We start from the raw sequence: 11,795 nt of genomic DNA on the forward strand, positions 1-11,795 counted from the left end.
GCTCGAGCCTATTGGCGTGCCACGATCATGACCTGCGATTGCGTCGGGAGTGTGCTTGAACGTCTTTATTCGTCAGTTGACCGGTGTCCGCTTCGTCGCGGCATTCTGGGTTCTGACTTACCACCTGCAGGGACCCCTAAACACCCTTGGCATCACCGACATCCCGATGGTCACTGACTTCTTCCGGGTCGGGCGACTTGGTGTCGATCTCTTCTTTGCCCTGTCCGGATTCATCCTGGCCCATACCTATTTGGAACGCATGGGTCCTGGGTTCAAAGTGCGGGCTTCAGGATTCTTCTTGTGGCTGCGTCTGGGGAGGATCTATCCGGTTCATCTGGTCATGCTGTTCGTCGCCGGCTTTGCCGTTGTCGCCCAAGCCAAGCTCACTGGCGACGCTCTTGATCGCGACTGGCTCACGCCCTGGGATTTCATCAAGCAACTCCTGCTGATCCAGGAATGGGGACCTTCACCGCAAAGGGGTTGGAACTTTGTGGCCTGGTCCTTGTCGATGGAGTGGCTGGCCTACCTGCTCTTCCCATTCATCGTGCTGGTGCTGTGGCGCTTCCGTAAGAGCCTGCCCACCTGGGGCCTGTTGGCGGCATGGATCGTGATCCTGATTCCTCTGATTGTCTACGGGCTCACGAAGACTGACGTGTTCTACACCGACAACTGGGGCTCGACAATCCGCGTGCTCACCGAATTCTGTGCAGGCGGCTTGACGTATCTGATCGTGACTCGAGCACACCCGGGGCTGCAAGGGGATCCCGATCCGCGAGTGGAACGAGTCGCGACTGTGCTGACGATCGTGCTGCCGATCTGCGTGATCGCTGGCGCAGTGATCTTGGCGAACATGCCAGCCGCACAGCCGCCCGTGATGCAACTGGGCGAGGACTTGGAAGAGCTGCCGCCGTACTTCCACCTGCTGCTCGTGCCGTTCCTGATCGCTTGGATTGGCGCACTTGCACTCTCCCGCCGCGGCCTGACCCGCACTTTGGGAACGCAGACCCTCGTGCTCGGCGGCTTCATCTCCTACTCGCTCTACATGACGCACTTGGTCTGGTTCGGGCTGTGGCGAGCGGGGATGAAGGAAGTCGGCATCAACTCCGGGGGGCTCTACGCATTGGGCGTCCTCGGGCTGGTCGTAGGAGCGGTGTTCATCGCCTGGTTGATGTGGAAATTCGTCGAGGAGCCCTCGCGCGAATGGATGCGCGGACTCATCGGGACTCGTCCCAAACCGACAGAAGAGGCCGGTGCGGCTATTGCTGCCGCCACCCACCCAGAGGATTCTGCTGAGCCCATTGTGATCTCCGAGGAATCTCCGCCTAAGCAATGAGTTCGCTCAGATCGGGCAGCACCGGACGCAGGAGTTCGCCAGTGCGAATCATCAGGAATCCGGCATCGATGTGTTCAAGTGGCACTTGGGCGATCCGCGACCACGCAAGTCGATACAGCGCCAACTGCCAGGCATCGACATGATCGGCGATGCCCGTCTTCCAGTCGATGACATCGAATCGGCCGTTGCTTTCAAACACAGCGTCGATGCGTCCGCGCACCACTCGTCCGCCTAGCACCATCGCGAATGCTTGTTCAATCGCGAATGGTTGACGGTTGGCAAAGGCACTGCGACTGAAGGCCTCTTTCAACTCGTCTAGCGCTTCGTCGCTGGCAATATCAACATCTGCGGAGCCTGGGAGGTCATCAGGATCAAGCAACGACTGTTGGCCGTATTGGGTCTCGATCCAGGCATGCATTGCAGTGCCTCGGGCCGAAGCGACAGACGTTGCCGAAGGCATTGGTCGAGCGAGATCACGGGCGAGTGATGCCGGCTCACTCATTGCACGCATGAGTTGACTGGCAGAAAGGGAGGCCGGAAGCGGCACCCGGACAACCGGCTGGCGCTGAAGTCGGACCTCTTCAACGAGCACTCGAGCAGTTGCTTCCCACTGAGAGACCTGGGCTTGCTCCTCCTCAGACAGTTCGAGTGGTGGAACTGTCGTTGAGTCGGCGATATCAGCGCTGAGCGACTGCAGCAATGCAGTTGAAGCAACTGGAGCGGGCCAGAGCACCCCCTGGCTCTCCAGGAGAAATGGATTGACGGCGTCTTCCGGCTTGGGCTCCCAGATCACGACATTGCCGATGCCGCCTTGACTGGCCTCACCCACCCGGCCGAGGTAGGGGGCCGGATCGCGCGTTCCCTTTTGTGTCGTCCCCCACCAATGGCCAGTAACAATCAAAGTGTGTTGAGCTCGGGTCAATGCCACATACGCCAGGCGTTCGCTGTCGATCTGCTGCAAGGCACGCAACTCATCAAGGTACGCCCTGTAATCCTTGGCTCGCGGGCTCTCATCTGCTCTGGGATAACTGCGCAATGCGTCGGTGGCATCAGCGCGCAGATGCCACGGCACCGTTACTGCACTGCTTGGCCACTGACCTCGGGCATTGCCTCCTGGGAAGGCTCCATCAACGAATCCCGGAACGAATACATGTGCAAACTCCAAGCCCTTGGCCTTGAACACCGTCATCAATTGCACTGCATCAGCACGCTGTACGACATCGACGCTGAGATCAACATCAAAGCGTTCTGCGTCGCGCAGTCGGCGAAGAAAGGCACTAAGAGTTGAGCGACCTTCGAGATCTGTGAATTCCGCGGCGAAGCGAACGAAGCTCATCCAGCTGAGTTGCGCATCATCGGTGGCAAGCGCCAGTTCAACATCGAGCCCGGTTGTGGCAAGGATGCGGCCAAGGAAATCGACCGGCGGATCGCTGGAATGTCGTCGCAATTCGGCGAGTTCCTGTCCGAAGTTGTGCAAGCGAGCGGCGGCCTGGGGCGAATAGCGACTCAGATCGCCCAAGTCGAAAGTGGCATCACTCAGCGAAGTCATCTCCACGCCATCGGCGCCGGCCACCGCCTCGTCAAGGGCTTCGCCGACATCCTGTGCGTCGACGCGGTGGGCTGAACCTGCCAACTCAACTGCTCGCACGCCGAGTGCGGCGAGATCGCGCGGGCCAATGGCCCAACGAGGCCCGGCGAGCAATCGCACGACTGCCGGATTTGCTATCGGATCGACAACTGCTTCGAGCACGGCTCGCACTTCAACAACGAGCGGCTTGCTCAGCAAGCCAGCTGCACCGTGCAATTGCACAGGAACATCAGCAGCGGTCAGCAGAGTCGCAAATGCAGCAAGCTCCTTGCCGGTGGTTGCCAGGATCGCAATGTCACCCCACCGCTGATCAGTCACAGCACCCAACTGCCGGATCCGATCAACAATCCAGGATCGTTCATGCGAGATGTGTTCGAACAGTCCGACAGCAACATCGCCCGCACCCTTGCCAGTATCAGCCCATTGCAACTCAAGAAGGCCAGTGTGTTGAGCGCGCAGGGAATGAGAGAGTTCATTTGCAATGGCCAGGATCGAGTGACCCGAACGGCGGTTGGCACTCAAGGTGTAGCGCGCGGCTGGCAGCAACTGCCCACCGCGGCTTGCTGGGAAGTGATGCGGGAAGTTCTCGATATTGTCCACGCTTGCTCCACGCCAGCCATAGATCGCCTGGCATGGATCGCCGACAGCAGTCACGGGGTGACCTTCACCGAAGAGTGCTTGCAGCAGATGTCGTTGCGCTATCGACGTGTCCTGATATTCATCGAGCAAGACCACGGCGAATTGCTCGCGGACCTCGGCTGCGACATCGGGGAAGCTACGGACCAATTCGAGGGCGAGTCGGGTTTGATCGCTGTAGTCAATGACCTCACGACTGAGCTTTGCCGCTCGCCAGTCTTGGATGAGTTGTGCGAGCAGTATTCGCTTGGCCGCCGTTTGCCGAGTCTCTTTGCCATTGTTCTGCAGCGGTTCAACCGCAGTCAGCGACGCAACGAGTGCTTGATCCCATTGCATGAGTGATGCAGGATCGAGATCGAGCTCGCTGCACTGATCGTCGAGACGTAGCAGATCCGAGGCGATGGAATCGGGATTCTTCTCAAGGGCATCAAGCGGTAACAGACTTGTGCAAACCACGGAGTACGCGAGTTGTTGTCGGGCACCGTCGGTCAGCAGGCGGGCACCTGGCTCACGACCGATGCGGATCCCATGATCACTCAAGATACGAGCTGCAAAGGCGTTGTACGTCTGGACCTGCGGTTCGGCCGCCAATGCGAATTCGTCGTCAGATAGCGGACGCAGTTGGCTTGAGTCCATGGCATTCAACATTCGACGCATGCTGCTGCCCAATGAAGCTGCCGCCTTGTTCGTGAAGGTCAGGCCGAGGACCGCATCAGCATCGACCCAGCCGCTGCCCACGAGCCAGGCAACGCGAGCCGCCATCGACGTGGTCTTGCCAGAGCCAGCACCAGCCACCACGACTGAGGGCTCAAGCGGCGAACTGATGATCTGCCATTGCTCATTACTGAGATCAAGACCCAGCACGCCGTTGAGTTGCTGACGGGATATCTCGCTCACGAGATCACCTGCTCGCCAGCAGCCTGCGCTGGGCAGATGGAGCGATAGGTACAGAAGTCACAGAACTTGTTCACCCTGGCTTCGAAGCGTTCGCTGCGGAGAAGTTCTGCTGCCTCACCCAACTCCAACTCGATCCAGGTGGGCGACTGCGAATCAAGAGCTGCTTGGAGCTGCACCTTTGGGGACTCGGGATCGGCAGTGGTGCCCTTGCGCAATTGCACGAGCGCAGCGCCACCGACCTCGGCACCGTTTTCACGCAGGAGCAGTTGGTACATGCCTAGTTGCGCGTGCTCGGGAACATCGCTGTCAGCAGGCGGACGCTTCATGTTCTTCAAGTCGATGGCGACCTGACGACCGAGGTGATCAATTTCAATGCGATCCAGCAGACCATGAATGCGGACCTGCTCTACTCCGCCATCAGGCGTGGGAACTTCGATGACGGCTATCCGGCTTTCTTCAGTGGCAAAGAGTTCGCGCTCGGCCTGATGCTGATATTTCAGAAAGCGAGCGAGAGCTTCGCGCGCAAGACGGCGTTCACTGACACTCTGCCAAGGCGCCTCGAATCGAAGATCGCTCCAGACTCGATCGATCCACTCATCGGCTGCATCCAGTTCGTCAGGCACCTCACCCTTGGCGATGAAATCAGCCAGGGCATGGATGACGCTGCCGAACTTGGTGGCCTCTCCGCGCGCGACATCGGCGTGGACATCATGTTCAAGGAACCACTTGAGTGGACAGGTGATGATGTTCTCGATGGCGCTTCCCGAAAGTCCGATTGGGCGATCGGCGGGACGAAGTGGAATGTGAAGTTCAGTGGGTTCCAGCACTCCCCACCAGCGCTCTGGCTGTGCTGCTGGGATGAGCACCTCGCCCGCATCATCCCGATGTGCCGAAAGTTGCCGCAGTTGATCAAGTGCAGCAGCACGAAGGCCAGGTGGTGACTCGGAATCAAGCGCCGTTACTCGCAATCTGGCGATTAGGACCGGCAGCGCCGTGATGCTTGGCAACCGGGCCTGTGAGTTGTACCAAGGCACCTGCAGTTCGTCGAGAAATCTGCTGGGTTGCGGTCCAGATTCGTCAGCTGTCTGCACGACTGCCAAGACACAACTTCGACGGGCACGGGTGATGGCGACATATAGGAGCCGTCGCTCTTCAGCCAAGAGTTCACCAGGAGACACTGCCGGACCCAAGCCGCTTGCGGTGAGCCGATCGGCTTCAAGCACGCTGCCTCGCGGCCGAAGATCAGGCCACTGCCCTTCCTGCACCCCAATGACCCACACGCACTGCCACTCCTGCCCCTTGGCCCGATGCGCAGTGAGTACGCGTACGACTTCTCCGTGCACGCCACGTTCGGCTACCGATTCAGCTGGCAGTTGCTGATCGCGCAGCGCCAGCAGGAAATTGCGAAGGCCCTGGAAGCCTCGGAAGCGATGGGGATCTCGTTGAGCGGCATCAAAGAAGGCCATGACTGCATCAAGATCGTGATCCGCCGTAGTTGAACCGTTCAGGGCAGATCGGCGCAGGCGATCAGACCAGCCATGCGCCCGACCGTGCCCGGCAACTTCGCCCGACCACAGAGTCCAGAGCACTTCGGACGCAGTCGCACCATTGGTGATCTGCTCATGGGCCGAGTTGAGGAGACCTCGCAGGCGATCGATGGCATTGCTGATCTCGTGCAGTTGCTCATCACTCGGACAGGCACGCACTCCCCTGAGGACTTCACAGATCAGTTGATCGGATGGGGGCGGGGTTGACGAGGCTTGGAGTGTTCGAGCCTCAGCGCGCAAGGCACGACCGAGCTGCCGAAGTTGCGTGACGTCGAGCCCGCACATGGGACCAGCGAGAAGTTCAGCTGCCTGGGCAACCGTGATGCGCTGCGGATTTGCCGCCACCTCAAGGCCGAGCAGCAACATGCCGACTGCTGGCTCCATACGCAGCGGAATCTCATCGGCCGCCACAACTGCGGGCACACCGGCTTGCCGGAGCGCCCGAAGGATCGTGGCCATATCTTGACCGCTGCGCGCCAGCACAGCCATCTGAGACCACGGAATATCCGAATGCAGATGCAACTCGCGCATCTGCTGCGCAATACCGGCCGCGCGCGTCAGCTCACTCTCGTATGAGCGGATGCTGATTGGCTCATCGATCTGCTCAGAATCAGTGACCGGGTTTCGGTGGCGATCCACGACATCGGAGGGAAGGCCATGCAATGGCACCTTGGTGATGATGCGCGTTGCGGCTTCGCGGATTGCTGAACCAAAGCGCCTTGTCGACCCGAGCACGACGATGGGCGCAGGCGTGGCGACTGAGCCAAACGCGCTCGGGAAATCCAAGATGCCCTGCGCGTCGGCTCCACGGAATCCATAAATGGCCTGATCTGGATCACCGACTGCGATCAGCGTGGTGCGCGGACCAACAAGTGCGCGCAAGAGAGCGATCTGCAAGGGATCGGTGTCTTGATACTCATCGACCGCGATGAAGCGAAAGCGTTCGCGCGCATTTGGGTCCGAGCGCAAGCGCACCACGAGCTCACTGAGTAGCGAGACGTAGTCGAGGACATTTTCAAGGGCCATCACCTGGCTCTCGATCGCAGCAAGTTCGCCAAGTGCCTCCCAAGCGGGGCGCTCAGACCTACGGCCGATGGAACGCAATTGCTCTGAAGTCAGGTTTAAAGTCTTGGCTCGCGCAAGAACAGCACGCACCTCATTGGCTAAGCCGAGGGTGCCCACGGCTCCTAGGAGATCATCGGGCCACTGGATTGCCCTGTCCTGGATGGCACCCATCAGCAGCTCGCGAATGCGCACATCTTCTTCGGCGCCAAAGAGCAGGCGCGGGGGCTCGCGGTAATCCTCTGGGGTGGCGGTCTGCTGGAGCAGCCCGTAGGCGAAGGAATGAAAAGTGGCCACGGTAGGCAGGACGCCTCCGTCGAGCCGTCCGACCAGACGGTCGCGGAGATCAGCGGCGGCTCGGCGACCGAAGGTGAGCGCGAGCACCTGCTCAGGCGCTATTGGATCCGCAGGATCGTTCAGCCTGGCCAAGATCGCCTCAACGATGGCTGTGGTCTTGCCGGTGCCAGGGCCTGCCAGCACGAGCAATGGCCCATGGCAGTGGTCAACGACTTGCTGCTGATCGGCATCGAGCTCAACTGAACTGCTCGAAACAAGGGCAGACCTATCGAGCTCCCAGACGCGACGCAAACCTGGCTCCCTCGCCGTGGTGCTCATGGGCCATTGGTACCACCTAGGCCTGACTTCTGCTGAGGTGGTTCAGTGCGCAGCGTGCTCAGGTCGGGTCTGACACCATGGCCCCCGTGACCGACCAGCCCGTGGAATTCCAGGACGGGCGCTCAGACCAGCCCGCCAGCGAGTCCGCGGTGCACGCAACAGTGATCATCGAGGATGGTGTCATCCCGCCCCGGGTGCGTCGCCCGCTTGATCTGGCCCGCTTCTTGTTGGCCGTGGCGCTGACCTTTGGAACGGTGGGGGTTGCCTGGTTCGCCTCCAGCACGAGTGCCGGACTTGACGCCGACCTCTCAACGGGAGCCAGGCTCCTGCCCTCATTGATCATCCTCGTGCTCAATGTGGTCGGCGGCATTGGAACCTTGGGCCTGCCAATTGCAGCATCGGTTTCTTTGGTCATCCGCAAGAGGCTGCGGCAGTTGCTTGACTCATTCATCGCGTCGCTGTTCACCATCGTGCTGCTCACGGCGCTGGCCATGGTGGTCACACACCTTGATTCACCGCGATTGCTCACCGCGCTCACAGGTTCGGCTAGTTCGGGCGGCGCCTCGACGGCACCGATTCTGGGCGGGCTCATCGCCTTCATCACCGTTGCTCGCCTGATGGGTCGGCGCCCATGGAGCGTCCTGAGCGTGGTCATCATCGGTTCAGTCGCGATCGTCACTGTGCTGAGCTCGGCGATCGCCCTGGCCGGCATGCTGATCTCGATCACGATCGGCTGGGGAGTCGGCTTGATCGTCCGCTACGCCTTTGGCACGCCAACCTCACGACCATCGGGCGTGGCCATTGCCCAGGCACTCGAACTCGGCGGCTACCCAGTGATCTCGTTAGTGGCACAGGACACCACGAGGCGTGGACGCAGATACCAGGCTGTCACACGCATCGGCGCGGTCCTGCGCGTGACAGTCTTCGACCGAGATATGGAAGGCGCTGGACTGGCCACGGCGGCCTGGACGGCCCTGCGTTTGCGCGAGGATCAAGTCAGCGGCCGATCGAATATGCGCCGCACTCTTGACCATGCCGCGCTGACCTCCTATGCAGCTGAAGCCGCCGGAGCGGCAGAACCACGACTGCTGCTCGCATCAGAGATCAACGCCGACTCCTATGTGCTCGCCTACGAGTTCATCGAGGGCTCGAGCTTTGCGCAACTCGATGAACTGACCGATGCCGATCTCGAACAAGCCTGGCGGGCATTGCGCACACTGCATGAACGTCACATCAGTCATCGATCGCTGCATGCCGAGCACATCATCCGAGGCATTGACGGATCAGTGTGGCTCGTTGGCCAGGACACCGGGTCCGTTGCGGCAACCGACGTCGCAATGCGCATCGACCTCGCCGAAATGCTCTGTACGCTCGCGCTTCTCGCTGGCGCCGACCGAGCGATCGCCACCGGACGCACAGTGCTTGGCGTTGCAGGCCTTTCTCGCACTGTGCCCGCATTGCAAACTGTCGCGCTGTCGGCTCCTTCTCGCAAAGCTCTTCGACGCCACAAAGATCTGCTCGTCGAATTGCGCAACACCCTGATCGAGATCGGCCCCGACGACGAGGTCAAGCCGATTCAACTCCAACGCATCAAGCCGCGCACCTTGATCCTGGCCGTGGTCGGCACCGTCGCCGGCTACGTGCTCCTTACGCAGTTGGCGGATGTTGACCTTGTCAAGCTGATCACCACTGCCGACTGGCGTTGGGCTATCGGCGCCGTGCTGTTCAGCGTCATCACCTACCTGGCGGCGGCGTGGTCTCTTTCCGGATTCGTCCCTGAACGACTCTCTCTCCATCGCACCGTCCTGGCTCAACTCTCCGGGGCATTCGCAACCCTGGTCTCCCCGCCAACCCTTGGCTCGGTGGCCATCAATATGCGCTTTCTGCAAAAGGCAGGAGTGCATCCGGCGCTTGCAGCTGCCAGCGTGGCTGTGTCACAAGTGATGGCCTTCGTCATGCACATGCTCTTGCTTCTGGCCTTCGGTCTGGCGGCAGGCACGCAGGCGGACTTCACCTTCCAGCCGCCAAGAATCGTCGTCATCGCGGTCGTGGTGATCGCAGTGATCATCGTCGGACTGTTTGCCATCCCTCAGGTGCGGCGACTCACCCATGAACGCATTGGTCCCCTGCTGCGCGAAGTGGGTCCGCGCCTGATCACCGTTGCGCAGCGTCCACTGAAATTGCTCGAGGGCATCGGCGGCATCCTCGTGTTGAACTTCGCCTTCATCGCCGTGCTCTATGCCAGCATCGAGGCTTTCGGTGGCGATCTCAGCATCGCGGTGGTAGCCGTCGTGTATCTCGCCGGTGCCACCATCGGCCAAGCCGCGCCAACTCCCGGCGGTCTTGGCGCCGTAGAAGCTGCACTGACCGCTGGTCTCACGGCAGCAGGCCTTGACGGCGGCGTTGCACTGTCCGCAGTGCTCCTCTACCGCGTGGTGACCTTCTGGATCCCCACCATTCCGGGCTACTGGGCTTTCAGCTGGCTCACCAAGCGTGGCGCCCTCTAAAGTGCCACCCGTAAGATGGCCTACATGCCTCACCGCCACTTGCAGTTGACCTTCGGCCCAGACACCACGACCGAGCCGATCATCTACATGATGGTCAAGCACCACCAGGTCATTCCGAATATTCGCCGGGCAAACATCGATCAGCATGTCGGCTGGATGGTGCTGGATCTCGAGGGCGAAACAACTGATCTTGATGGAGCCACGGCCTACCTGAAGTCGCTCGGCATTGAAGTGTCAGCGCCTGAGGGCGACATCGTCGCTGGCTGAGCGGTTCACGCATTGGAATGCAATAAGGGTGACTGTTTCCAGTCACCCTTATTGCTTTGTATGAGCAAGTGCTCGTGATCAGTAGGTGGGCTTGTCGGGTTCAATCTGGTTGACCCAGGCGAGCACGCCGCCGCCCACATGCACGGCATCTGAGAAGCCAGCGCCCTTGACCACAGCAAGCACCTCAGCTGAACGACCACCCAATTTGCAATGGATGATCACGCGCTTATCGGTCGGTAGGTCTGCGAGAGCATGGCCATCCAGGAACTGACCTTTGGGGATCAACACCGAACCTGGGATCTGCACAATCTCGTACTCGCCCGGCTCGCGCACGTCGATGAGCAGGAAGTCATCCTCACCACGATCGCGGTCATCAAGCATCCGCTTGAGATCGACAACTGAGATGGTCGAGTTCATCGCGGCTACAGCAGCTTCATCGGAGATCGTTCCGCAGAAGGCTTCGTAGTCGATGAGCTCCGTCACGGTGGGGTTCTCACCACAGATCGCGCAATTGGGATCCTTGCGGATATTCACCTTGCGGTAGCTCATCTCCAAAGCGTCATAGATCATCAAGCGGCCAAGCAGAGTCTCGCCAATGCCAGTCAGCACCTTGATGGCTTCGGTCACCTGGATGGACCCGATGGATCCGCACAGCACGCCGAGCACGCCACCCTCAGCGCACGAAGGAACCATGCCTGGTGGTGGTGGCTCTGGGTACAGACAGCGATAGCAAGGGCCGTGCTCGGACCAGAAGACACTGGCCTGGCCGTCGAAACGGTAGATGGAACCCCAGATGTAGGGCTTGCCCAGGAAGACGCAAGCATCATTGACAAGGTAACGGGTGGCGAAGTTGTCAGTGCCATCCACGATGAGGTCGTACTGCGAGAACAACTCCATCACATTGGATGAATCCAGCCGCTCTTCGTGCAAGTTCACTGTGACGTAGGGGTTGATCTCGCGCACGCTGTCGCGCGCACTTTCAGCCTTTGACCGGCCAACATCGCTTTGTCCGTGAATGATCTGGCGTTGCAAATTGGATTCGTCAACGATGTCGAACTCGACGATTCCCAGAGTGCCTACACCGGCGGCGGCAAGGTACATCAGCGAGGGGCTGCCGAGCCCACCCGCGCCAACGCACAGCACTTTGGCGTTCTTGAGTCGCTTCTGCCCAGCCATACCAACATCGGGAATGATGAGATGTCGGCTGTAACGGCGAACCTCGTCAACGCTCAGGTCGGCTGCAGGTTCCACCAGGGGTGGCAAGCTCACGATGACTCCAAAATTAGATGAACGCTCAAGCAGTGATCCATGTTAACCGGCTCGACGAACTGGCTCACTGGAGT

6 protein-coding genes are annotated in these 11,795 nt (G+C 60.2%); 3 read left to right on the forward strand and 3 right to left on the reverse strand.

Annotated elements, in window-relative coordinates; all coding sequences use genetic code 11:
• The first annotated feature begins 55 nt into the window (after positions 1-55).
• Complete coding sequence (locus Q7L55_09510) at positions 56-1,333, forward strand: acyltransferase (protein MDO8732784.1); 1,278 nt, start codon at positions 56-58, stop codon at positions 1,331-1,333.
• On the opposite strand, the gene Q7L55_09515 is transcribed toward Q7L55_09510, so the two are convergent.
• Together Q7L55_09515 and Q7L55_09520 are read right to left on the reverse strand one after the other, a co-directional pair.
• Positions 1,323-4,454 carry an ATP-dependent DNA helicase gene (locus tag Q7L55_09515; GenBank protein MDO8732785.1) on the reverse strand — a complete coding sequence of 1,044 codons (3,132 nt, stop codon included), beginning with the start codon at positions 4,452-4,454 and terminating at the stop codon, positions 1,323-1,325. The two genes, Q7L55_09510 and Q7L55_09515, sit on opposite strands and share 11 nt — an antisense overlap.
• The gene (locus Q7L55_09520) at positions 4,451-7,678 is read right to left on the reverse strand and encodes an ATP-dependent DNA helicase (protein MDO8732786.1); all 3,228 of its coding nucleotides are present in this window, start codon (positions 7,676-7,678) and stop codon (positions 4,451-4,453) included. The genes Q7L55_09515 and Q7L55_09520 overlap by 4 nt, the downstream gene beginning before the upstream one ends.
• A gap of 86 nt (positions 7,679-7,764) precedes the next feature.
• Between Q7L55_09520 and Q7L55_09525 the strand changes: the two genes are divergently transcribed.
• Together Q7L55_09525 and Q7L55_09530 are read left to right on the forward strand one after the other, a co-directional pair.
• A complete protein-coding gene (locus Q7L55_09525; GenBank protein ID MDO8732787.1) occupies positions 7,765-10,185 on the forward strand; it encodes a lysylphosphatidylglycerol synthase transmembrane domain-containing protein in 2,421 nt (806 codons plus the stop codon).
• 24 nt (positions 10,186-10,209) lie between these two features.
• Positions 10,210-10,452, forward strand: a complete 243-nt coding sequence (locus Q7L55_09530) for an NIL domain-containing protein (protein MDO8732788.1) — start codon at positions 10,210-10,212, stop codon at positions 10,450-10,452.
• 78 nt (positions 10,453-10,530) lie between these two features.
• Here the strand turns inward: Q7L55_09530 and moeZ are convergent, their stop codons facing one another.
• A complete protein-coding gene (gene moeZ, locus Q7L55_09535; protein ID MDO8732789.1) occupies positions 10,531-11,721 on the reverse strand; it encodes an adenylyltransferase/sulfurtransferase MoeZ in 1,191 nt (396 codons plus the stop codon).
• Between the last annotated feature and the right edge of the window lie 74 nt (positions 11,722-11,795).

Source organism: Actinomycetota bacterium (assembly GCA_030650795.1).
Classification (GTDB): domain Bacteria; phylum Actinomycetota; class Actinomycetes; order S36-B12; family S36-B12; genus UBA11398.

What these genes read in the sequence shown, in the direction of transcription:
- Q7L55_09520 (MDO8732786.1), bottom strand. Translation starts at nt 7,678, where the DNA reads ATGAGCACCACGGCGAGGGAGCCAGGTTTGCGTCGCGTCTGGGAGCTC.
- Q7L55_09530 (MDO8732788.1), top strand. Translation starts at nt 10,210, where the DNA reads ATGCCTCACCGCCACTTGCAGTTGACCTTCGGCCCAGACACCACGACC.